29 protein-coding genes are annotated in these 23,159 nt (G+C 50.0%); 11 read left to right on the plus strand and 18 right to left on the minus strand.

Annotated features, from left to right (window positions below):
- Positions 1-39: 39 nt before the first annotated feature.
- The gene (locus tag K365_RS0114440) at positions 40-2,142 is read left to right on the plus strand and encodes a response regulator (RefSeq protein ID WP_024335145.1); all 2,103 of its coding nucleotides are present in this window, start codon (positions 40-42) and stop codon (positions 2,140-2,142) included.
- Between the two features lie 23 nt (positions 2,143-2,165).
- Here K365_RS0114440 and K365_RS0114445 read toward each other — a convergent pair whose 3' ends face one another.
- Genes K365_RS0114445 through K365_RS0114490 form a run of 11 tightly spaced genes read right to left on the minus strand, consistent with a single transcriptional unit; the run spans position 2,166 to position 9,014 of the window.
- On the minus strand, positions 2,166-3,056 hold the full coding sequence (locus tag K365_RS0114445; RefSeq protein WP_024335146.1) for a F0F1 ATP synthase subunit gamma: 891 nt from the start codon (positions 3,054-3,056) through the stop codon (positions 2,166-2,168).
- Positions 3,034-3,159, minus strand: coding sequence for a hypothetical protein (locus K365_RS29120; RefSeq protein ID WP_281167788.1), 126 nt, complete (start codon positions 3,157-3,159; stop codon positions 3,034-3,036). The genes K365_RS0114445 and K365_RS29120 overlap by 23 nt, the downstream gene beginning before the upstream one ends.
- The gene (locus K365_RS25805; RefSeq protein WP_281167789.1) at positions 3,128-4,585 is read right to left on the minus strand and encodes a F0F1 ATP synthase subunit alpha; all 1,458 of its coding nucleotides are present in this window, start codon (positions 4,583-4,585) and stop codon (positions 3,128-3,130) included. The genes K365_RS29120 and K365_RS25805 overlap by 32 nt, the downstream gene beginning before the upstream one ends.
- Entirely contained in the window at positions 4,566-5,327 is a 762-nt protein-coding gene (locus K365_RS0114455; protein WP_024335147.1) for a F0F1 ATP synthase subunit B family protein, read from the minus strand. Before K365_RS0114455 ends, K365_RS25805 begins: the two co-directional genes overlap by 20 nt.
- Before the next feature lie 10 nt (positions 5,328-5,337).
- On the minus strand, positions 5,338-5,613 hold the full coding sequence (locus tag K365_RS0114460; protein ID WP_006964572.1) for a F0F1 ATP synthase subunit C: 276 nt from the start codon (positions 5,611-5,613) through the stop codon (positions 5,338-5,340).
- A gap of 13 nt (positions 5,614-5,626) precedes the next feature.
- Positions 5,627-6,355 (minus strand): F0F1 ATP synthase subunit A, encoded by a 729-nt coding sequence (locus K365_RS0114465; protein ID WP_211221123.1) that lies wholly within the window; start codon positions 6,353-6,355, stop codon positions 5,627-5,629.
- The gene (locus K365_RS0114470) at positions 6,352-6,657 is read right to left on the minus strand and encodes an ATP synthase subunit I (protein ID WP_024335149.1); all 306 of its coding nucleotides are present in this window, start codon (positions 6,655-6,657) and stop codon (positions 6,352-6,354) included. The genes K365_RS0114465 and K365_RS0114470 overlap by 4 nt, the downstream gene beginning before the upstream one ends.
- A 7-nt stretch (positions 6,658-6,664) precedes the next feature.
- Positions 6,665-6,958 (minus strand): AtpZ/AtpI family protein, encoded by a 294-nt coding sequence (locus K365_RS0114475; protein WP_024335150.1) that lies wholly within the window; start codon positions 6,956-6,958, stop codon positions 6,665-6,667.
- Positions 6,951-7,340: a F0F1 ATP synthase subunit epsilon gene (locus K365_RS0114480; RefSeq protein ID WP_024335151.1), complete on the minus strand. Its 390-nt coding sequence runs from the start codon at positions 7,338-7,340 to the stop codon at positions 6,951-6,953. The genes K365_RS0114475 and K365_RS0114480 overlap by 8 nt, the downstream gene beginning before the upstream one ends.
- On the minus strand, positions 7,337-8,728 hold the full coding sequence (atpD, locus tag K365_RS0114485; protein ID WP_024335152.1) for a F0F1 ATP synthase subunit beta: 1,392 nt from the start codon (positions 8,726-8,728) through the stop codon (positions 7,337-7,339). The genes K365_RS0114480 and atpD overlap by 4 nt, the downstream gene beginning before the upstream one ends.
- A gap of 52 nt (positions 8,729-8,780) precedes the next feature.
- Entirely contained in the window at positions 8,781-9,014 is a 234-nt protein-coding gene (locus K365_RS0114490) for a hypothetical protein (protein WP_024335153.1), read from the minus strand.
- 375 nt (positions 9,015-9,389) lie between these two features.
- Between K365_RS0114490 and K365_RS0114495 the strand changes: the two genes are divergently transcribed.
- The gene (locus tag K365_RS0114495; protein ID WP_024335154.1) at positions 9,390-9,734 is read left to right on the plus strand and encodes a helix-turn-helix domain-containing protein; all 345 of its coding nucleotides are present in this window, start codon (positions 9,390-9,392) and stop codon (positions 9,732-9,734) included.
- A gap of 504 nt (positions 9,735-10,238) precedes the next feature.
- Here the strand turns inward: K365_RS0114495 and K365_RS0114505 are convergent.
- The 4 genes from K365_RS0114505 to K365_RS0114520 form a co-directional block, all read right to left on the minus strand.
- Positions 10,239-10,547 carry a CopG family antitoxin gene (locus K365_RS0114505; protein ID WP_024335156.1) on the minus strand — a complete coding sequence of 103 codons (309 nt, stop codon included), beginning with the start codon at positions 10,545-10,547 and terminating at the stop codon, positions 10,239-10,241.
- Positions 10,528-10,821: a BrnT family toxin gene (locus tag K365_RS0114510; protein WP_024335157.1), complete on the minus strand. Its 294-nt coding sequence runs from the start codon at positions 10,819-10,821 to the stop codon at positions 10,528-10,530. Before K365_RS0114510 ends, K365_RS0114505 begins: the two co-directional genes overlap by 20 nt.
- 118 nt (positions 10,822-10,939) lie before the next feature.
- A complete protein-coding gene (locus K365_RS0114515) occupies positions 10,940-11,689 on the minus strand; it encodes an endonuclease/exonuclease/phosphatase family protein (RefSeq protein ID WP_034625027.1) in 750 nt (249 codons plus the stop codon).
- Positions 11,661-13,286, minus strand: coding sequence for a hypothetical protein (locus tag K365_RS0114520; protein ID WP_156887728.1), 1,626 nt, complete (start codon positions 13,284-13,286; stop codon positions 11,661-11,663). Before K365_RS0114520 ends, K365_RS0114515 begins: the two co-directional genes overlap by 29 nt.
- 201 nt (positions 13,287-13,487) lie before the next feature.
- On the opposite strand from K365_RS0114520, the gene K365_RS0114525 reads away from it, so the two are divergent.
- The 9 genes from K365_RS0114525 to K365_RS0114560 all read left to right on the plus strand — a co-directional run bounded on the left by K365_RS0114525 (position 13,488) and on the right by K365_RS0114560 (position 20,566).
- Complete coding sequence (locus K365_RS0114525; RefSeq protein ID WP_024335160.1) at positions 13,488-14,582, plus strand: sulfurtransferase; 1,095 nt, start codon at positions 13,488-13,490, stop codon at positions 14,580-14,582.
- A 2-nt stretch (positions 14,583-14,584) separates the two neighbouring features.
- A complete protein-coding gene (locus K365_RS0114530; protein ID WP_024335161.1) occupies positions 14,585-15,112 on the plus strand; it encodes a YeeE/YedE thiosulfate transporter family protein in 528 nt (175 codons plus the stop codon).
- Positions 15,112-15,663, plus strand: a complete 552-nt coding sequence (locus K365_RS0114535) for a YeeE/YedE thiosulfate transporter family protein (RefSeq protein WP_006964559.1) — start codon at positions 15,112-15,114, stop codon at positions 15,661-15,663. The genes K365_RS0114530 and K365_RS0114535 overlap by 1 nt, the downstream gene beginning before the upstream one ends.
- 118 nt (positions 15,664-15,781) lie before the next feature.
- Positions 15,782-16,300 (plus strand): hypothetical protein, encoded by a 519-nt coding sequence (locus tag K365_RS0114540; RefSeq protein ID WP_245569181.1) that lies wholly within the window; start codon positions 15,782-15,784, stop codon positions 16,298-16,300.
- 24 nt (positions 16,301-16,324) lie between these two features.
- Positions 16,325-17,710, plus strand: a complete 1,386-nt coding sequence (locus K365_RS25810) for a heavy metal translocating P-type ATPase (RefSeq protein WP_281167790.1) — start codon at positions 16,325-16,327, stop codon at positions 17,708-17,710.
- Positions 17,679-18,368 carry an HAD-IC family P-type ATPase gene (locus K365_RS29125; RefSeq protein ID WP_281167791.1) on the plus strand — a complete coding sequence of 230 codons (690 nt, stop codon included), beginning with the start codon at positions 17,679-17,681 and terminating at the stop codon, positions 18,366-18,368. The genes K365_RS25810 and K365_RS29125 overlap by 32 nt, the downstream gene beginning before the upstream one ends.
- 31 nt (positions 18,369-18,399) lie before the next feature.
- The gene (locus tag K365_RS25815) at positions 18,400-18,861 is read left to right on the plus strand and encodes a superoxide dismutase [Ni] (protein WP_024335163.1); all 462 of its coding nucleotides are present in this window, start codon (positions 18,400-18,402) and stop codon (positions 18,859-18,861) included.
- Between the two features lie 36 nt (positions 18,862-18,897).
- Positions 18,898-19,665: an ABC transporter ATP-binding protein gene (locus K365_RS0114555; protein ID WP_024335164.1), complete on the plus strand. Its 768-nt coding sequence runs from the start codon at positions 18,898-18,900 to the stop codon at positions 19,663-19,665.
- Complete coding sequence (locus K365_RS0114560; protein ID WP_024335165.1) at positions 19,646-20,566, plus strand: SufD family Fe-S cluster assembly protein; 921 nt, start codon at positions 19,646-19,648, stop codon at positions 20,564-20,566. The genes K365_RS0114555 and K365_RS0114560 overlap by 20 nt, the downstream gene beginning before the upstream one ends.
- 8 nt (positions 20,567-20,574) lie before the next feature.
- Here K365_RS0114560 and hcp read toward each other — a convergent pair whose 3' ends face one another.
- From hcp to K365_RS0114580, 3 genes are all read right to left on the minus strand, one after another.
- Entirely contained in the window at positions 20,575-22,203 is a 1,629-nt protein-coding gene (gene hcp, locus K365_RS0114565) for a hydroxylamine reductase (protein WP_024335166.1), read from the minus strand.
- 66 nt (positions 22,204-22,269) lie between these two features.
- The gene (locus K365_RS0114570) at positions 22,270-22,575 is read right to left on the minus strand and encodes a hypothetical protein (RefSeq protein WP_006964552.1); all 306 of its coding nucleotides are present in this window, start codon (positions 22,573-22,575) and stop codon (positions 22,270-22,272) included.
- Positions 22,576-22,641: 66 nt separating this feature from the next.
- Complete coding sequence (locus K365_RS0114580; protein ID WP_024335167.1) at positions 22,642-23,019, minus strand: desulfoferrodoxin; 378 nt, start codon at positions 23,017-23,019, stop codon at positions 22,642-22,644.
- Between the last annotated feature and the right edge of the window lie 140 nt (positions 23,020-23,159).

Here is a 23,159-nt window from a genome sequence, read left to right on the forward strand (position 1 = left end):
AATTTTGATAGGGGGGCTCTAAACCGGAATGGGATGAGGATGAAACCAGAAAAACCCACATACCAAGACCTTGAAAATCAGCTGGCCCAGACCCAAAAAGTGCTGGCAGCCCTTGAGCAGGATCAGATTGACGCTATTTTTGGAGATGACCGGTACATGCAGCTGCTCAACCTGAAGCAAACCATTGATATGCTTTGCAGGAACGAACGGAATTTTCACGCGCTGGCTGATGCAAACCTCATCGGCATCGGATTTGGTGACAGCAACGGCAATGTCACTTATATAAACGATGAGATGCTGCGCATGACCGGATACAGCCGGGCGGATGCAATTGCGGGACGGATCAACTGGGAGACATGCCTGACACCTGAAAACTGCACTGAGGCAGGAACATGGTCGGAACGTCTGTTGAACCAGGAGGTGGTATCAGTCCAGGAATGGGAGTTCCTGCGTCCGGACGGGGGACGGACACCGGTTTTGGGTGCCGCCTCCCGGATCTCATCCCCTGATGGACACCTTGTGATAATCGCCCTGGACCGCACGCAGATACGCCAGGCAGAAACCCGTTCGTGGAAAAGTGATCAGCGGTTGCGTATGGCTGCAGATTCCCTGAATATAGGCATTTTTGAATGGAATCTTACCAAAAATACGGCTTGCTGGGAAAATGATCATATGTACCAGATTTTCGGACGGTCCCGCAAACAGCCGCCGCTGCGTTATTCAGATTTTCTGGAACAGGCCGTGGATTTTCAGGACAAAGAAGCGTTTGATCATGCATTTTCAAAGGCCCGGCATCCGGGGAATATTTTTGCTTTTGCCTGCCGCATTCACCGACCGGACAGCAGCAATTTGTCCTGGATAGAGATCTCCGGCAAATTTTATCAAAACGATGCGGATCCATCGCTGTGCATGATCGGTATTGCACAGGATATTTCAGAGCAGAAAGCGTACGAACAAACCATAGAAAAAATCAATGACCAGCTGGAACAACGCGTCCGGGACCGCACAGCCAAAATCCAGCAGCAGACGGAGCGGATGCGGGTGCTGGCCAACAAACTCGGGCAGGCGGAACAAAAGGAACGCAACCGTCTGGCCGCCGTTCTCCATGACCATATTCAGCCGCTGGTGGTGGGAGCACGCATGCACTTATGGGATATTCATCGCAAAAACCATATCGACGATGCCCATAAAACCGCCCATAAAATTGAGAGTATTCTGGAAGAAACCCTGGCGGAACTGCGGTCTCTTACAGTGGATCTCTCTCCATCCGCCATATTGAATGATGGCCTGGCCGGGGGTGTTAACTGGCTGGTCACCTATATGAAAAAAAAGTTTAATTTTACCCTGACCCCCCGGGTGGAAGAACCCATTGATCCGATTTCGGAAAATATCTGTTTTCTGCTTTTCCAGTGTCTGAAGGAACTGCTTTTCAATGTGGTAAAACATTCAGGAGAAGACCAGGCAACGGTTTCCATCGAGCGGACACAAGATCAGAATATCCGAATAATTGTCTGGGACAACGGCAATGGATTTGAACCGGACACGTTTGAGGAAACCCAAAACAATACGGCCTCTCTGGGGCTGTTCAGTATTGAGGAACGGTTAAAAGATATCGGCGGCCGGATGAAAATTGCATCCGCACCCGGGCAGGGGACCACTGTTACTCTGACCGCCCCGGCCGGTGAAACCGATGAAACCACCACACCCCCCGGCCACCGACACCAAAGGCGGGCAGATGACAAGCCTGCTGTGCCGGAACGTAATCCGGAAGACAGTATCGGTATTCTCATTGTAGACGACCATAAACTGCTGCGCGAAGGACTGACCGGCCTGCTGCAGATGGAACCGGATTTTGAGATACTGGGAGAGGCGGCCGATGCTGACACGGCAGTTGTGCTGGCTGAAAAACTGACACCTGACGTGGTTATCATGGATGTAAATCTGGGAGAAAAAACCGGCATGGAAGCCACAGAGAAGATTCTGTCCAAAAATCCGCACATCAAGGTGATCGCGCTTTCCATGCACAGCGACAAAAGGGTCATCAATGCCATGTATCGCGCCGGCGCCTCGGTCTTTCTCAACAAGACGGTGCCCTCGGACACACTCATCGCCAACGTGCGCAAATGCATATCTGATGGCTGATCTTTGTTTTTTTCCCCTGCCGCTTACCTGCTGTTTTGATCCAGGGCTTCAAATCCTGAAACAATATCCAGCAGCTCTTCTGTGATGGACATCTGGCGCAGCTGGTTGTACTGGCTTTCAAGGTCCTCCATCAATTCTTCAATGTTTTTCTGTGCCCCCTGCATGGCTGCCAGGCGTGCGGCATTTTCACTGGCCAGAGATTCCACATAGGCCCTGAATATGGTGATAAACAGATATTCCTGGATCAGTCTGGACAGCAGCTGATCAGGATCCATAGTGAACATGGGCAAACTTGTAGAATCCCAGGTGCGATAACGATGCCGTTCAAGCCACTGGTCGTCGATGGGCAGCAGGTGCACCATATGGGGGGTGTATCCGGCAGCGGATTTTGGCCGGGCATAAAACAGCAGCACATGGTCCACATCTGTTTTGGCCTGCCAGGTGTCAATGGCCATTAAAATCTCTCCCACATGGGGAGTGATGGTATGCACGGAACCGGGCAGTTCCCTTATTTCATCGCAATGGATGCCGGCATCTTCCAGCAGCCCCCCTGCCCTCATTCCCGCACATATCACAGGCATCTGCCCGGCATCTTTGCCGGGTTGCGTCAGTTGGTCCCTGGCATGGGATGTCACCTGTTCGTTGAGTGATCCGCACATGCCCTGGTCTGATCCGAATATAACGGCCCCGGGTTTTTTTCTGGCAGAACGCCGGGTATGCAGCCGGGTATCCGGACCATGGCGCAGCACGATACCCAGTGCCATTTCAAGGGTATGGGCATAATCCACAAGAGATTTGGATGCATCTTCATACTGACGGATATTCACGGCTGCCAGCGACTTCATGGTCCGTACCACGGAGTGCAGATCACCCGTACTGTCGATCCGGCGTTTAAGCTGTGCCAGGGTCTGCATCAGCGGATTCTTTCGTGATTGATTTTACGGCGTTTTGCGCCGCCTGAACCAGGGTGTCAATGGCTTTTTCATCAATTTTCTTTCCTGCGGCAATCGTTTCCATCACCTCTTTGTGGTCGGTATTGGCGGCCTTGCGTATGTTTTTCTGTGCCCGGGATATATCCGATATCATCCAATACCCCGTGGGTCAGGGCAATCAGCACGGCAATCTGATCCGCTGACGGCAGAGGAGAATACCGGTATTGCTTCAAGATTTCGCGTATCCTTCGCCCCCGGGACAGTTTTGTCTGGGTCGCTTCATCCAGACGGGCGCCAAACCGGGAAAATGATTCCAGTTCTTCAAACTGGGAATAGGTCAGGCGCAGATCTCCGGCAACGGTTCGGTAGGCCGGCAGCTGGGCTTTGCCCCCCACGCGGGAAACGGATTTTCCCACATCCACGGCCGGCAGAATGCCTTCTCTGAAAAACAGCGGTGACAGATAAATCTGCCCGTCCGTGATGGAAATCAGGTTGGTGGGAATGTATGCGGAAATATTTTGTGCTTCGGTTTCAATGATGGGCAGGGCCGTCAAAGAGCCCCCTCCCTTGTCTGCAATCAGATGGGTGGACCGTTCCAGGAGCCGGGCATGGATATAAAAAATATCACCGGGATAGGCTTCCCGGCCAGGGGGTCTGCGCAGCAGCAGCGACAACTCACGATAGGCCCGGGCATGGCGGGTCAGATCATCATATACAATGAGGACATCTTTTCCCTGGTGCATGAAATGCTCTGCCATGGCCGTGGCCGTATAAGGGGCCATAAACTGCAGGCCCGGCGGATCTTCTTCCGTAGAGACCACGGCAAACGAATAGGACATGGCATCATTTTTGGTAAGTTCGGCAATGACCTTGGCAAGGGCGGATCCCCGCTTCCCTATTCCGCAGTAGATGCAGACCACATCCTTTCCCTTCTGGTTGGCAATGGTATCCAGGGCAATGGCGGTTTTTCCGGTCTGCCGGTCCCCCAGGATCAGTTCGCGCTGTCCTCTGCCGATGGGAATCAATGTATCTATGACGGTGATGCCTGTCTGTAAAGGGGTGGTTACCGGGGCACGGTCCATGATTTCCGGGGCCGGCTGTTCCACGGGCCGAAGGGTAGTCTGGGAAAGGGGTGCTTTTTTGTCAAGGGGTTTTCCCCTTGCATCCACCACCCGGCCGATGAGTGCGTCCCCCGTGGGAACGGACATGACCCTTTCCGTGCGGTTCACCTCTCCGCCGGCATGCAGGGTATCGGTTTCATCCAGCATGATGACCCCGATGACATCCATGTCCAGATCAAATGCCATGCCATATGCATTCGGGGTGCACAGCAGCAGTTCCTCGGACTGGACCCCTTTAAGGCCTGCAACCGTTATAATACCCGAACTGATAGATTCAATGCGGCCAAAATCCCGCACATGCAGTGCAGGATCATGGGTATCCAGTATGTTTGCCATGGTTGATATGAAATCATCCATGGCATGGTGTAGTTCATTGTTTTTGCGGTTCATGGTCTTTGCTTTCAATGGCCTGGTTTATCTGTTTTTCCAGCGCACTGACATAGTCGTGGGCATGCCAGGTCATTTTCTTGCCGCCGGCGGCAAACGCAATCCCGAACACCAGTTCCGGTTTGACATCAAATGCAATATTTTTCAAATCCGGCAGCTTTTGTGATAGTGCCTTTTGAATTGATTTCTGCTGGCTTTCGGACAAATCAAATCCCGTGCTCACCCGGGGTTGTGTTTCAATCTCCCGGGGCAGATCTTCTTTGTCCAGATCTTCAAACCGGGACAGAAATTTTTTCACGGCCTGGTCCTGGGCCCGGGTATCTGCGAGATGGGACAGGGTTTTCTCCACCGTATCAAAAATAAGGCGGGCCGCCTGTTTTTTAAACCGGTCAAAAAAAGAGGCTTTTTCCTGTTCCAGTGCATTCTGCCACTTATTTTTCAAGCCGTCCACTTCCTCACGGGCCTCTTTGATCAAAGATTCGCGCCGTTCTTTTGCTTCTTTGTCTGCCTGTTTCAACCGGGTATCCCACTCATCCTGCAGTGATTGCGTCTTTTTTTCAAAGCTCTCCCGGGCGTCTTTTGCTTTGGCTTCCTGTTCTTTTGCCTTATCAAAGCGCTCTTTGATATTGTTTTCCCGCTGGTCCATGGCCTGCTTGATCCGGTCAAACAAAAATATCTTCAACAGCACCAGCAGGATCAAAAAATTAACGACCTGGGCCCCCACTGTAAACCAGTCAATCAACATGATATCCCTCTCAATTGGCTGCTGAAATCACATAATCCCAGAACGGGTTGGCAAACAACAGGATCATGGAAACCACAAAACAGTATATGGCGGTTGATTCGATCATTGCCAGACCCACAAAAAGGGTACGTGTGATAGTGTTTTTTTCATCGGGCTGCTGGGCGATGGAACTCAAGGCGCTTGCCACAGCCCGGCCTTCACCGATGGCCGGCCCGATGGCCCCCACGGCAATGGTAAGACCGGCTGTAATAACAGATGCCATACCGATAAAACTGATACTGCTCATATCATAATCTCCTTTACTGGTTGTCGTCTTTTTTTGTGTCTGTTTTTGTATCTGAATGTTCCTGGATCTGGGTGGCGGATGCAATATACACCATGGCCAGAACGGCAAAAATATAGGCCTGAATCAGTCCGGTCAAAAGTCCCAGCAACTGCAGGATCACCGGAAAAACAAAGGGAATGATGGCCAAAAGGATGGCCACAATCTTTGAACCGCTCATGATATTTCCAAAAAGCCTGACGGCCAGGGCCAGGGTCCGGGATAATTCCCCCATGATATTGAAGGGCAGCATGAATACCGTGGGCTGAATATACTGTTTGAGATAACTGCCCAGGCCCTTTTTAGCAATGCCGAACAGGGGCACGGAAATAAACACACAGATTGCCAGGGCCGCCGTGGTGGAAAGCGATGCCGTGGGCGATTCATATCCCGGCACCACGGTAAGCAGGTTGCACGCGGCAATAAAAACAAACAGCGTGCCGATAAAAGGCGTATATCTTTTTGCTTTCTGCCGGCTGATTTCACTGATCTGGTCCTGGATACCGGAAACCAGAATTTCCAGTATGTTCTGCCAGGCACTGATTTTTGGCTCTGTGGACAGCCGTCTGGTGACAAGCCATGATCCGATTACCAGCAAAGCCATTACGACCCAGGTAAATACAATGGTCAGGTTCAAGGTGATAAAATGGTATTGAAAAAATACCACCTGATCCGGGCTGATCTGCTTGATATCCATAAAATTCATACAGGTGATCCTTTTGCCCGAAAGACAGCAGAAGGCTGCATTTTCACAATAAAAACCTTGCGCATGATCAATATCCCGCCAAGACAGGCCGTCATGCCCACCCATTCACCATTTCCCGCAAAATAAATTCCTGCCAGGGTAACAAAAGATCTGAAAAGAAAACTTACGACAAAAACAAGGCCGAAAAGTCTTGCGCCGGCAAACCGCTGCAGGGTCAGCCACAGACCGCCAAAGTGAAACCATCCGATCCCCAGGCCGACGGCCAGACAAAAACCAATTTTTTGCAGATCATACCATGTCATTTGCTTCTTAATCCTTTTTTCTGCTTTCTCTTTTGATCCAGTACCAGGCGTTCCAGCACCCGATTGCTACGCCGGTCAACAGCAGGGTCAATGTCCAGGAAGGTCTGCCCGGCCAGGTTTTGTCCAGCCACAGTCCCACAAATGTGCCGATCAGGGTGGGAATGGCCACAGACCAGCCCACCAGCCCGAACATGCCCAGGCCGAACCACACGGGGTGATCCGCATTGCGGGCAGCCAGTTTGCGTGCCTGCTTTGTTTCAATGGTTTTTGAGAATTTTTTGTCTTCCGGTATATCAGGCATAGTCCTGGAACTCCAGAAAACGGCGGATAAATCCGGCTTCAATGCGGGTGGCGGATGTACGCATGTTTTTTTCCTTTTGCTTTTGTTTCAAAAAGTCATTTTCCACGGTGTTTTTCAAGGATGCCAGATCCTTATCTTTCACTGCCCTACGCGTGGAGATGAAAACCGTATCCCCCTTTTTCACCAGCACCCCTTCCATAACGGCCATGTGCTGCTCTTGGCCATTTTCATCATGGAAACTCACGATACCCGATGTCAGTGCACTCACAAAATCCACATGCTTAGGAAACAGACCAAAAGATCCGTTCATTCCTTCCGCAGTGATCTTTTGCACATGGATGTCCAAAAAAACATGGGTGGGGAGCATCACCTTGAGTTTCATGATGTTTTGACCTCATCAATACTGCCGATCATATACAGGGCCTGTTCAGACCGGTCTGAAAATTTGTCATCCAGAATCTGCCGGCAGCCTTCCAGGGCATCTTCAATACTGACGGACCGGCCTTTATAACCCGTGAACTGTTCGGTCACAAAAAACGGCTGGGTCAGAAACCGTTCCAGGCGCCTGGCCCGGTAAACGGTCTGCCGGTCTTCTCTGGACAGCTCTTCAATGCCCAGCATGGAAATAATATCTTTGAGATTTTCATATTCAGCCAGTGTTTTTCGAATGTCTCCGGCAATGCGGTAGTGTTCTTCCCCCACAATATCAGGGGTCAGCATGCTGGAGTTGGACTGAAGCGGATCAACGGCCGGATAAAGCCCTTCCCCCGCTTTTTTCCGGGACAAAACAATGCTGGAAGACAAATGCCCGAAGGTATGGACTGCGGCAGGGTCTGTAAAATCATCCGCCGGCACATATACGGCCTGCACCGAGGTGATGGACCCGGTGGTGGAGTTGGTGATCCTTTCTTCGAGCTCGGCCAGTTCCGTACCCAGGGTGGGCTGGTACCCCAGGCGTGATGGCAGCCGTCCCAGCAGTCCGGAAACCTCCATGCCTGCCTGGATAAAACGGAAAATATTGTCTATGAGCAGAAACACATCCTGGTTGAGATCATCCCTGAAATATTCCGCCATGGTCAGTGCTGAATGGCCCACGCGAAACCGGGCCCCCGGGGGTTCATTCATCTGTCCGAACACCATGATGGTCTTGTCCAGTACACCGGCCTCCTGCATCTCATGGTACAACTCTTCTCCTTCTCTGCACCGTTCCCCGATCCCGCAGAACAGGCTGACCCCCTCATGAATGCCCACCATATTGTGAATCATCTCCATGATCAGGACGGTTTTTCCGACACCGGCACCGCCGAACAGTCCGCTTTTGCCGCCCTGTTCCAAAGGGGAGAGAATATCAATCACCTTGATGCCGGTTTCAAAAATCCGGGTGGATACTCTCTGTTTGTCCATGGACGGCGGAGAGCCATGAATGGTCCGATACTCTGCATCCTGAACCGGGTCCTTCTTGTCAATGGGTTCTCCAAACACATTCAAAGCCCGCCCCAGCAGTGATTTTGCCACGGGTACCTCAAGGTGGCGCCCCGTATCCCGGATCTTTGATTCCAACGCAAGTCCCTGGGTACTGGTCAGGGCAATACCGCGGATGGTCTGATCATCGAGGTGTAGGATCACTTCAATCTGGATGGTGTCATCCCTGCCACAGACAAGCATATTGTGCAGTTGCGGGATTTCATCTGAAAACCGGGCATCCACCACATTTCCCCGGATGGAGATGACCACTCCTGTATTCGGCTCTGATGTTGTATCAAAAGACATCGTTGTTCAGCACCTCTTCTGTCGATTAATCTTACAAAAAATCAGACTTGAATCAGGTTTTCTCCATGGATTCTATATCTGCAATATTTGCTTCAATAATTCTGTTTTCTTCTTCAGTCTCTTTGTTGGTTACATCCATGATAAACTTCTCCGGATCCCCGCTGGAAGGAACCGGAATGCCGACAAATGTGGAGGGGATATCTTTCATTTTTACCGTATAGGTATTCCCGCTTTGCCGGTTCATGGTGATGAGCTGATGAATCTGGTCTTTTGGTTGTGCTGCCATGGCACCATCCTTCATGTTTTGTTAGATTACTATGTTGAGTAAAAACAATATCGTGTACACCCCTGAGAAACAATACATGGATTCATGTAATATGACCTGGTGAAACATGTACACAGGCTGTAATATCACCATGGGGGGGGTGCCGGCTGGCATACCTTGTTTGTATCAACTTCGGGAACGTATCAATCAAAAATTCAGGGCAGTGCAATTGCAGACATATATACGAAACGATACGGGTTGGGTTTGAAAAAAGACATTTGAAGATCTATTGACAATATACCTTCTATGGGTATATTTTATAAAAATGAACTGGGTTGTCACCTGTGGCAGTATGGGAAGTGATTGATAAAGAAATACGAATTGTGGAGATTCAATATGTTGGAACACACGAAAAAGCCCCCTATTGAGTTACGGTTTATCGGGCCTCCAGAGAATCGGGAAAAGGCAATCAATGCCCTGAAATCCCTTGGTTTTTCCGATGCGTCTGAATTGATCCCTGCTGATGAATTGTTTGAGGACTTTACAAAGGATTCTTTGCCCGGGGTGGCTCTCCTGGGAGCCAGAACCAAAGAAGGAATCACTCAGAAGCAGCTTTCAGCGTTAACTAGTATCCCCCAGGGTCACATTTCAGAAATGGAGAATGGTAAACGGACCATTGGTAAAAAAAGAGCCAGGATTCTTGGAAAGGCTCTGAATATAGGTTACAAAGTTTTGCTGTAATAGATAAACCCGCTCCAGCGGAAGCCAATTCCCTCCGACGGGCAGAATTTCGACAAAAATACCGGGATCTGCTGGACAAAGCCGAAAACGAATGTCCACATATTCTATAATAGATCCGGCTACCCGGTTGCAAGTGAACTGCCAGCCGCCACATCCGAATATATGCGCCACCAGCTATGCCGAATCCGGCCGGACCATTCATCGCCAAATCGGTGATCACATTCCGTGAAATTCCACATATCCCAGGGTCTGTTTCCCCATTGAAGGACCTTGAATCGGTCAAAATCATTTGCATTTACCAACGCCTGTAACCAGACCATAGATTCAGGCCAGCCGCGCTTTTACGCCTCCTGCGGGACCTTAAAATCTTTCAAAAAATCGCTATTTACCCATTTGGTAAATTCTAACATTTTGGGTAAATAGCGTCAAAAAAGAATGGGTGCCCCCATTTACCCAACGGGCACCTGCCGCGTAAAGTAAGTCCAAATACACATACAGTTGGTTTTAACCGTCTGAGTTAACTGCTTTGTTCAGCCGTTGTTTATCAATAAGGCTGCCGTGAACGTAGCGATGAAGGATACTTGTCATTAGTGTTTGATATGGAATGCCATTTTCAGCTGCAAGCGCCTGGATCTCTTCCAGGACTTTTGATGAAATCCTGATATTGACTCTTTTGTCTTTTTTCAGGGTATTCCTGGCATATTCCTGATGTTTTTTAACTTCAGCCTTAACATTATCTACTTGTTTCCATTCACCACGCTCGAATGAATCAAGAATATCTTTTTCTTCTTTATCAAGTTTTATCCTGCTCATATTTTCCTCCTAAATAATCCCGTGTTGCCTTACGGCTCGGAAAAACGGTTTTTAAGAATTTACCCTCTGAGGATTCTACAAAAGGAACCAGATAAGCGTACTCATTAATTTCAATGACAATAATCTGTTGACCAGGATATTTTTCCTGGTCAGGGTGCTCAACCAGATCCAATACATCACCACGCTCAATATGCATCACAACCTGCTCGAAACTGATGCCGCGCTCGACCTTGAGCTTCTCATTCTTTTGGGAGTCCCATTTATAATAAGCCATAATGAACCTACAATACACATTGTGTGCCTTATGTCAACGGAAAGGAAAGACATCCCGCCAAAAATTTTTAAAAACTGATGAATCAAGGTCAAATTTTTTCACATTCAAAGATTTCATATCACGATGGCGTGATGGCAATTTCCCCGTACAAAGGCAGATGATCCGATACCATGCGGGTTTCATAATTCATGGGCACTTTGACATCCTTTACAAAGAAATGGCGGGAAATAAAAATGTGATCAATCCGCCGGACCGGCAGCCAGGAAGCAAAGGTCGGCCTTGGGTACCGCCTGTTTTTATACACCTTCTGGATGTCAAAAAGATGCCGGCAAAGGGTTTTGTACACAAACGATCCCGGGCCGGCATTAAAATCACCGCACAGGATCACGGGCAGCCCGGAATTAAGATCATTGCAGATCCAGCTGCTGCCGGCCAGGGCCGCGGCCTGCAGTTTGCGGTCTTTGGCCCGCAGGCCCAGGTGGGTATTCAACACCTGTACACCTCCCATTGGTGTTTCGACCCTGGCCATCATCACCCCGCGGTTTTCCATCGGTTTTGCTGCAAACGCGGCCGGCAGGCACCCGCAGTTCAGGTCATGTACGGGGAACCGGCTCAGGATGGCCAAACCATATCTGCCGCTGGGGCTTTCCTTGAGTGTAAAAAAATCAAACGACATATCCATGTGATCAGCCAGATAGGCCGCCTGGTTGATATAACCGGAACGCCGGTGACCGACATCCACTTCCTGGAGTGCAATAATATCCGCATGGAAGCCTGCAATCAGTTTGGCCGTTCTGGCAGGATTGTATCTGCGGTCCATGTTCCGGCAGGAATGAATATTATAACTGAGAATTTTCAGGGTGTTCATGGGATACATATCCGTTTCGATAGTCCTGTATCAGGTGTCTGAGATCCCGGGCCCGCAGATATGTTTTTTTTGTATTCAGATATTGGGGAAGCACTACCATACCGCGGGTTTCTTCCCAGCCGGGGCCCCCGTGGGCACCGCTTTCAATATTGAATGACAGGGGCATATCCGTGGGATCCCATCCGGAAATAACGATGTCACCGGCATCAGGATGGCGGCAGACGCGTGCCAGATCTTCGGCAGCCTGGGCACCAAATGGATGATCCTTTCCCAAAACCATAAAAAACTGCTGTTCCAGATCAAAGGTCCCGTGCTGGTTCATGGCAACAATGGAATGGTCGTCCCTGTAGAGTACCAGAGGGATATGAACCGATTGAACCAGTTTTTGGGCAAAATCACGGATAAAATCTCTTGCAGGAGTCCCTGGCAAATAAACATGACCCAGCGGACCCATGGTGGTAATCTCTATTTTATCCCCGGATACCGGGCCGCTATCCTTTTGCAGGTTTTCAGAAAACGGCCGGTTCATTATCAATGCCCGGGTTTTTTTATAGAGCCCGTCCAGGGTATTGTCATAAGAGGCAGAGTGCACATGCTTTTCATCCGGATTCAGGTCATAGAAAGCGTTCCGTATGGCCTCTTTCACCTGAATCCCGTACCGGCTGCCGTACCAGGTGACCGTTTCCTGCCCGTGATCGGAATAGATGATGGTCTTGTATTTTCGACAGTCGGATTGATCGGCTGCTTTGCAGATATCCTTGATGGAATCATCAATACCCTTGAGGCTCCAGTGGGCGAACATGGATCCCGGATTCCTGCGGTGGGCCTGTTCATCATAGCCCAGAAAACTGGCACACACAATGGGAACGCCGCTGCCCACAGCCAGCTTGGTCCGGAACGAGACCAGTTCTCTGAGTATGACACAGATTAAAATGCGGGCGGGAATAAATACGAGTTCTTTGATCAATTTTCTGCCCAGAACCAGACCCCGGAAAAAATCGGTCACGGCCAGAAAAAATTCAATGATGGTCACCCCCAGAATCCGCACAAACTTTCCCGTATGCAGAATGAGCAGAAAAACCAGTTTCAAAGGATTTACGGCGCTGGCAATGGATTCCAGTGTCATGGTCTGAGAGCAGTACCGGGCCTGAGCCGCCCCTCCCGTAAAAATGGTGGCATAGGTGTGTCCCCCGGACAGCAGCGGGGTACCTGATTTTTCCAGACGGTCGCCGATACGGTTGGCGGTCTGGGGATAAAAACTGACGTGTCGCTTTTGTTCGCTGCGGGATATGAACTCAAATGCCGGTACACAGGATTTGACCCCGTAAAAAAGCTCGCCCTGAAAAGCCGGGGTGGTGGAAGGCATACCCGAATACATGGGTTTATAACCCCACCGGCCGTTGCGTAGCTGCTTTTCAAGAAAGGGCAGCCGGCCGGCTTGCAGGGCTTTTTGAAACTGGGTCATGGAAAGTCCGTCTATCTGAATCAGAACCAGGCCCGGAACATCTTCTGCAGTAACCGATTGCGGCAGGCCCAGCAGCCGCATTGACCATTTGTTCCGGGAAGCAAGTTTGCGAAACCATTGTACGATTCTCATAAGATGCATTATACCCTGTCATCTTCAATAAAAAATGCATGGTTTTATGCATATGGATATCAATCATCATGTATTTTCATCCTGTTTCCCGACAGTATACATGCCTTGTCTCTTTCAAATGGGTAAAACCCCCCATTTACCCAACCAGCATCTGCCGCGTAAAGTAAGTACAAATACACATACAGACGGAGGAAATCTTCCATGAAAAAAAACAACAGTTTAAGGTATGTGACCCTGGCGCTGGTTCTGTTTCTGGGCCTTTTGTGGTCATTGGTTTCAGCCTCCCAGCAGGAAAACAGCTACCCCAACTCCCGCTTTGTGGCATATCCCCAGTGGCTCAAGGCCCATATAGATGATACAGACCTGGTCATCGCGGATGTCAGAACAGATGACCATTTTGACGGGGCATTGATCCCCGGTGCCATACGGCTTCCCTGGTCCATGTTCCAGCATAATGATATCGGGGATGATGTGGCATCGACGTTCATCGGGATTGCCCGGGCCCAGGAAATCCTTGGCCGTCACGGCATTACACCGAAAGATACCATTGTTCTTTACGACTCCGTGGAACGGGACGGCGGCGCCACGGCATCCTATGTTTTCTGGGTTCTGGATATTCTGGGACATGAAAACAAGAAAATTCTCGTCCAAGGCATTGATGGATGGAGAGATGCCGGGTATGACCTGGTAACCACGCCGGGTGAAACCAAGCCGCTGCTTTATCAGGCGCCTGCAAAAAAGATACAAAAGCACCAGCTGATTACCGGTGATTTTGTGTATCAGCAGCTCGGCGATTTCTGTTACCAGATCATCGATGTGCGCTCACAAGCGGAATATATCGGTGAAAAGGGCACCAAAGGTCTTGACGGCACCCCATTGAAACTGGGGCATATCCCGACAGCCGTCAACATCAACTATCAGGATGCATGGACCGATCTGGACACAAAGGGGATCAAACCCTATGCACAGCTCCAGACCCTTTACGCCGGCCTGGATGCATCCAGGGCCGTGATTGTTTACTGCAATTCAGGAAGACGCAGTTCCTTTTCCTATTTTATACTCCGTCTGATGGGATTTGACCGGGTGTACACTTATGAACCGTCCTGGAAAGAGTGGGGGAATCCGGATAAATTTTTCCCCGTGGAAACCAGGGAAAACACATTGGCAGGCAGCATGCTGCCCACCCCTTCAACAGAAACCCAGACCGTCTCAACCCGGAAATCTGATACAAAAACGTCACAAGACAGATCCGGTTCAGGTAAACCTGCAGGCGGCTATATGTCATGCGGAGGCTGATCATGGATAAAAAAAACACCTCCCCCATATATTGGCCGTGGCTTCCGGCGGCATTTGCTCTGGCAGGCATCATTGTATTTATTTTTGCGACATTCGGGCCACCGGCCTCTTCCAGCGGTTTTGTCAGCTTAATCAAAGGGGCGGTCCAGACAGTTGCGCCGGGGTATGTTGAAAACAACCCCCATTACGCCACGATGCCGGATACGGGTTCCTGGCTCTTTGCCTTTGTTCTGGGCATGGCCATCGGTGGTTTTGCCGCCGGCCGCACCGGCAGAATACAGGTTCGGGATATCCCGGAAATATGGGAAAAGCGGTTCGGGAACAGCCGGATCAAACGATTTGCAGCCACCTTTGCCGGTGGATTCATCATACTTTTTGCCTCCAGACTGGCAGGCGGCTGTACATTGGGGCTGTTTATTTCCGGATCCACACAGCTGGCTGTCAGCGGGTTGTATTTCGGGGTGCTTATCTTTGCCGTTGCCATGGTCACAGCCCACCTTGTCTACGGCAACACAGGAAAGGAGGAATAATGGGTTCAGAAATATGGCTGGGGTTATTGTCCGGCATTGCCTTTGGATTTGTGATCCAGCGCGTCGGCGCAAGCAATGCAGATAAAATGGCCAGAGCCCATCTGATGATGGAAAGTGATATCCCCAAATTCATGCTCATGGCGGTGATTCTCTCAGCCGTTGGGCTTTTGGGACTTGAAGCCGCGGGTGTGGCCAATACCCGGGTGCTGCCCACCAGTCTGGTGGCCACGGGTGTGGCAGGTATTTTGTTCGGTATCGGCTGGGGATTTTGCGGGTACTGCCCGGGAACCACCTGGGCTGCCGTAGGAGAGGGACGGCTGGATGCTGTGTTTGCCCTTATCGGCGGACTGGCCGGTGCCGCGTTTTTTGCCCATCTGCACGAATTTTTCATTCCATTGCTGTATGATCCCTTCAATGTGGGCCAGATCACCCTTGCGGACTGGACAGGCAGCCGGCCTGCCGCGGTTGTTCTGCTGGTTTTTATATTCGGCCTGTGCATCGGTGCCATCCATTTTTTATGGAAGGGAAAAAATGGCGGCCAGACACCCTAATATAAATACGATATTTGTTGTCTTTCCGGTATTCCTTGTTTTAGTGAGCATCTTTTGTTCCGGATGTCCCGGGCCGAAAAAAGAAAAGGGAACAAGCCTGAAAATACCCAGAGGGTATGTGGATCAGCTTGACATCCAGCTAAAGGACCGGGTGCTGGGATTCGGTCCCTTTGTGGGATACTATTTTAAGCCGGAAAATCCAGAGGACCTGACCCGGCTTTCTTTTGTCTGTTTTAATGAAGACCAGTTTTACACCCGTGACCTGCCGGAAAACACCCTGTTGTTTGAAGGGGATGCCGTGTTGACACAGCTGACAGACACAGGCTTTGACGTGCCGACTCAGAACCGGATCAACCCGGTGTTTTTTGAAGAAGCCCCCCGAAAATGGGTGAATGACCGCCCCCGGCCCCGGGATGAATACCTTCATTTTCATTCCTGTTATGATGGATTGGGTCCGGTACTTGCAGGATATTGGATTCGACATCAAGGCAACGCTTCTTTTACCTATGACATGGGCGGACGTATGGGTCCGGACAGTCCCCTTTACCACAAGGTCCGCCCCGGTATTGACAAGCAGTTTGCAAAAATCATGGAATTTGATGCAGGCCCGGACTCCAGGCACGGGTCGAAAGACTAAACACAACCAGAAAAGGCGCTCAGTATGACCAAAAATACCCATGACAACGACCATGACAGCCATCAGGCAAACCACGACAACGGACACCAGGACCATGACCATACAGATCACCATGCCCATATGGTGGCTGATTTCAGGCGCCGGTTCTGGGTATCAATTATTCTGGGAATTCCCATTGTACTGCTGTCCCCCATGATCCAGCAATTTATGGGTATCAGCGGCCAATGGGACTTTGCCGGTGATGCCTATATCCAGTTCGGATTTTCCACCATTGTCTTTTTCTATGGCGGATGGCCGTTTTTAACGGGTCTTGTTGACGAACTCAGAGAAAAGAACCCGGGCATGATGACCCTGATCGGCCTGGCCATTATTGTTGCATATACCTACAGTTCCGCCGTGGTTTTCGGCCTTGAGGGAAAAGTGTTTTTCTGGGAGCTTGCCACCCTAATCATCATCATGCTTTTGGGACACTGGATGGAAATGCGCTCGGTCATGGGGGCTTCAGGTGCTTTGGAGGAACTGGTCAAACTGATGCCGTCAACGGCCCTTCGCATCACCAAAGACGGCGGAACCGAAGAGGTCAAAGTATCACAGCTTGAAAAAGGAGACAAGGTCGCTGTCAAACCCGGTGAAAAAATACCCACGGACGGCGTCATCGCAGACGGGCGGACCCGCATTGACGAATCCATGGTGACCGGTGAAAGCAGGCAGGTGGAAAAGACCACGGGCGATGAGGTCATCGGCGGCAGCATCAACGGTGATTCCGCCATTGAGGTGGAAATCCAAAAAACAGGTGACGACACCTATCTTTCCCAGGTTGTCGACATGGTGAAAAAAGCACAGGAATCCAAATCAAAGGCCCAGAACACGGCCGACCGTGCCGCTTTCTGGCTGACCATCATCGCCCTGACTGCCGGCGGCATCACCCTGGGGGCCTGGCTTTTGGCAGGCAGAGAATTTGTTTTTTCCTTAGAACGGATGGTCACGGTGATGGTGATTACCTGTCCCCACGCCTTGGGCCTGGCCGTCCCCCTGGTGGTGGCCGTATCAACGGCCATGGCAGCTAAAAAAGGACTGCTCATCAGGGACCGGACCGCTTTTGAACGGGCAAAAAACCTGGATGTGGTGGTGTTTGACAAAACCGGCACCCTGACCGAGGGCCGTTTCGGGGTTTCTGACATTGTCAGTTTTGGCAGCCTTTCTGAAGAAGAAATTCTAACGCTTGCAGCCGGACTGGAAAGCCGGTCTGAACATTCCATTGCCAAAGGCATTGTCGGGGCGGCAAAAGACCGCAATATTGACATCCCTGATCCTGAAAATTTTGAAGCCATTCCGGGAAAAGGTGCCAAGGCAAAAGTGGCAGGCCAAAAAAATCAAAATGGTCAGCCCGGGTTTTTTAAAGGAACATGATCTGGCTGTGGAAAAAAGCCACCAGAACAAACTGGATCAACTGGCAGATGAAGGAAAGACACTGGTGTATCTTCTGAAAGATGATCAGATCGAAGCGGCACTGGCTTTGGAGGATGTGATTCGCGAATCGGCAAAAAAAGCCGTGTCCGGATTACAAAACATGGGCATCAAGGTAATGATGCTCACAGGCGATTCTGCGGCAGTGGCAAAAACCGTTGCAGACCAGTTGAATCTGGATGATTACATGGCGGAAATTCTGCCTGATGAAAAATCGGACCAGATCAAAAAGATCCGGCAGAAAAATAAGCGGGTGGCCATGGTGGGAGACGGGGTAAACGATGCCCCGGCCCTGGCTGAAGCAGATGTGGGCATTGCCATCGGCGCAGGCACGGATGTGGCCATGGAGGCCGCCGATATCGTGCTGGTGCACTCGGATCCCCGGGATGTCACCGCAGTGATCAAACTGTCAAAGGCAACCTACCGGAAAATGGTGCAGAACCTCTGGTGGGCAGCCGGTTACAATGCCGTTGCCATTCCCCTGGCAGCAGGGGTTTTATACCCGTTTTATCAATTTTTGCTGCCACCGGCGGCAGGCGCTGTTGTGATGTCCCTTTCCACGGTCATTGTGGCGGTCAATGCCAAACTGCTGTCCACGTGATGGTAAAATTTTAAACAAAAGGAGAAAAAAAATGAAAAAAACAATCGCAACGATCGTTCTTCTGCTGGCAGCAATGGTTTGCATACCGATGCTTCAGCAAACCGTTTCCGCCCATTGCCAGATACCCTGCGGTATTTATGATGATAATGCCCGGATTCACTCAATGCTTGAAGATGCGGCAACTGTTGAAAAATCGATAAAAATGATAAATGCGCTTTCTGAAAAATCCGATGCCCAATCCCAGAACCAGCTGGTCCGCTGGGTGATGAACAAGGAAAACCATGCCCAGAAAATCATCACCACGATCAGCGACTATTTTCTGACCCAACGGGTCAAATCGTCCCAGGCAGACTACAAAAAACGACTGGTCGATCATCATGCCGTGATTGTTTCGGCAATGAAAGCCAAGCAGAATGCCGAGATGTCATATGTCAAAACCCTGGTCACAGACATTAAAACACTGTTACAGTATTACAGCGACGATGACCACTAAAAAGAACGCTTCAACCGCCAAAAAAAGAGAGTATTTATGCTGCAACTACAAAATGTTACTTTCACCGTTCCTGCTCTGGATACCGGCGAACAGAAAACGCCGTCCGGGCAGACAATTATCAATGATGTGAGTTTTACCTTTGAACCAGGGGGGTTTTATGCCATCACCGGTCCCAACGGATCAGGCAAGACCACCCTGGCCAAATTGATCATGGGCATCAATGCACTCACAAGCGGAAAAATCATGTTTAACGGGACGGATATCAGCAGCCTTCCCATAAATGAACGGTCCAACGCCGGCATTGTTTATGGATTTCAACACCCGGCACGGTTCAAAGGGACAACCTTCCGGGACCTGTTATCCATTTCCCTGGGATCTGATGATGAAGAAAAACTGGTGAATATCATTTCCAGGGTCGGGGTCTGTTCCATGGATTTTTTAGACAAACCCGTGGACAGCAAACTGTCGGGCGGTGAGATCAAAAAAATCGAACTGGCCACCGTGATTGCCAGAAATCCAAAGGTGGCCATTTATGATGAACCGGACACCGGCATCGATCTTTGGACCATCGGTCCCATGGTGGACCTGCTCAAGCGCGAACAAAAAGAAAACAACACCACGACCATTGTGGTCAGTCACAATAAAACATTTTTAGAAGCTGCCGATACCCTGCTTTTGATCAAAAAAGGAAAGATCGCCTATACCGGAGATCTGGCAGGTGCCATGCCCATGCTGGAGGATTTAAGTGTCTGTACATTTGATGAATTATGCCAAGGAGAAAATGATGCTCAATGCTATCGATAAACAAGTGTTAAAAGAGGTTGCTGATCTGGAAGGTATCCCAAAAGGGGCCTACAATATCCGGAAAAACGGAAAACTGGAAGGCCGGGAGGTGTCCGCCAACATCAACATCGAAACCAATGAAAAAGGTGACGGCATTATCATTGATATCAAGCCGGGCACGAAGGATGAATCCGTTCATATCCCGGTGATCCTGTCCCAGGCAGGGTTGCATGATGTGGTGTATAATACTTTTATTATCGGGGAGGGATCTGATGTCACCATTGTGGCCGGATGTGGTATTCACTGCGGCGGCAATGCATCTGAAGGCCATTCCGGTATCCATGAATTTCAGATCAAGGCCGGCGCAAAGGTCAAATATGTTGAAAAGCATATTGCCATTGGCGAAGGCAGCGGCAAACGCATGCTAAATCCCACCACAAAGGTGTTCATGGCGGAGAATGCCCAGGCACAGATGGAACTGACCCAGATAGGGGGTGTGGATGAGGCAAAACGCCTCAATGAAGCGACTATCGGTGCCGGCAGTGTGCTGCTGATCACGGAACGGGTGATGACCGAAAAAGAACAGTCTGCAGAATCCAGAAATGAGATCACCCTGGCAGGAACAGACAGCAAAACCAATATTGTTTCCCGCTCTGTCATAAAAGGCAGCTCTTCCCAGGACTTTTATGTCAACCTGACAGCCAAAGCCAAATGCTACGGCCATATTGAATGCGATGCCATTATCATGGACAATGGCATCAACCAGACCATACCGGCGCTGCGGGCCCTGCACCCGGATGCGGAGCTGACCCATGAAGCCTCCATCGGCAAAATCGCCAATGACCAGTTGATGAAGCTCATGAGTTTAGGCCTTGATTATGACCAGGCCGTCAACCGCATTATACAGGGATTTTTACGCTGAACCGATTTTTATCCCAGGATCTCCCTGATATCTTCGTCCGGTGTTTTTATGGGCATGATATTAAATCTTTCCACCAGAAAGTTCAGTATATTGGGTGTGATAAACGCCGGAAGGCTTGGGCCTAAGCGGATATCCCGAATTCCCAGATACAAAAGCGCCAGAAGAATACAGACCGCTTTCTGCTCATACCAGGATAAAATCATGGACAAGGGAAGGTCATTGACATTGGTATCCAGTGCCCTGGAAAGTGCCAGGGCGATCTGGATGGCCGAATAGGCATCATTACATTGCCCTACATCCAGAAGACGCGGTATGCCGTCAATATCACCCAGATCCTTGTCAAAGAAGCGGTATTTCCCGCAGGCAAGCGTCATAACAATACAGTCTTTTGGTAATTTTTCCACAAACTCGGTATAATAATTACGTCCGGGTTTGGCACCGTCACAACCGGCCACCAGGAAAAAATGGCGGATCCTGCCTGCCTTGACAGCGGCAAGTATATCATCAGCCTTATCGAGAATGGCATGTCTGGCAAACCCTACCATGACGGCGCCCTTGTCGGCATCCTCTTCAAACCCGGACATAGCCAGTGCCCGGTCGATCACGGGCTGAAAATCGGCGTCCGGGATATGGGGGATATCCGGCCATCCCACCATACCGGATGTAAACAGGTGATCCTGGTAGGTTTTCCCGGGCCGCTGGAGACAATTGGTGGTCATCAGGATTGGGCCGGGGAAATCAGGAAATTCCTTGGTCTGGTTCTGCCATGCCGTGCCGAAATGTCCGTAAAAATGGTCATATGCTTTTAGTTTCGGATACCCGTGGAGACTGAGCATTTCCCCATGGGTATAGACAAAAATTCTCTTGCCCCGGGTCTGTTTGAGCAGTTCTTCAAGATCTTTGAGATCGTGACCAGATACCAGGATGGCTTTGCCTTTTTTATGTCCCAGGGGAACCTTTGTGGGTATCGGATGACCGTATGTTTGAGTATTGCCGGCATCCAATAGTTCCATGGCCCGGTATGCCGCCTTGCCGCAGTCCAGGGTCAGTTTGACCCAGTCGTCCAGATTCAGTCCGGTCTGCTGGATGGCAGCCAGCCCCTTGAATATAAAATGATAAACATCATCATCTTCCTGTCCCAGAATCTGGGCATGGTCTGCATATGCGGCCACCCCTTTAATGCCGAACAATACCGTGTGTTTTAATGACAAAATATCCGGGTTGTCCGCCGGGTATGAAAACAATCCCACGGAAGCTGCCTGGCCCAGCAGTTCATCTAACGTGGCTGCCGGTTCAAATGTGGCAGGACCTTCTTCCAGCCGCAAGTCATGGCTGCTGCTTTTCAGTTCTTTCTTAATCTCTTCCCGCAACGCAACAGCCTGCTGGATAAGGTCCACAAACCGTTCGGGATCAAAATCCACATTGGTTAAAGTTGAAAAGGCGGCTTTAACGGTAAATTTCCCATAACGTCGATCCTGTATGCCGAACCTGATGCCTTCTAGCACCACCTGGGAAAGCCCCATAAGGCTGTACAAAAGCAGGTCCTGCAGATCCGCCACTTCCGGTTTTTTCCCGCAGACACCCAGAACATCACACCCTGTTCCTTTTGCCGTCTGCTCACATTGATAACAAAACATATCAATCCTCTTATCATAATGGCGGCCGGAAAAAATAGAATCCAGCCGCCATTATCTGCTATGATGTTATGAACATTTTTCACCATCGTCTGATTTACTCTTATCATAGGTGTGGGCCTCAGAGGTATCGATGGACATTTTATCCATCGTCTCCTGGCGTTCTTTGTTTCTTTCCTCAACAAGATCTTCACCATCTTCATTTTTCTTTTTTTCGTCTGTCATGGCATTCACCTCCTTTCTCTGACTTCTGGTTCCTGCTCTTCCGTCATCACAGGCATCTTCGCCCGCTTCATTGGGTCTTGCATGTTCGGCAAATTCAGGGGCCTGGGTACAGACATCCAGTTCAGCCGCTTGTTTTTTTTTATCTGTCATAAAACACCCTGGTTTCGCGGCAACAAATGATGCCGCCCTTTCCCATGGATATGGCAGGTCCGGTGATCATGATTTCCACAACCCATGAACATTACAGTATTCGCGGGCTGTCACCTTTTGGTTTTTCGTGGCAAAAAAAGTTTCCGGGGCCTGGCCGGGTTTTAGAAAATGGCGGCAGGAATCATCCCCATCAAGAATTTCGATCCATTCGATATAATGTTTTTCCTCCATGGGATGGGGGTTGCTCCCCACTTTCACGGTGACCCCACCGTCTGCTGCCTCAATAACAGGCACATGTTTTTCCTTGCCTTCCTCTGCGGCGGATTTTTCCTCAAAAAGCGTCATGTCCTCCCCGCAACATACCAAATCGCCTTCACCGCCGTGAAGGACTTCAATCATGTTTCCGCATACGTCGCATTTGTAAACCTGTTTTCTTTGTGCCATGTGACTGTCTCCTTTTCAAGAATTTCGGGTTTCTTCCCTGTACAATGATTTCGTGCAATGATTTCATAATGAAGTAGACGTCACCCAAAAACAATGGGTGAAAATATGTATTTTTCATTTTTCAAAGAAGTATTGTGTAA

It is taken from the genome of Desulfotignum balticum DSM 7044, assembly GCF_000421285.1.
GTDB lineage: Bacteria > Desulfobacterota > Desulfobacteria > Desulfobacterales > Desulfobacteraceae > Desulfotignum > Desulfotignum balticum.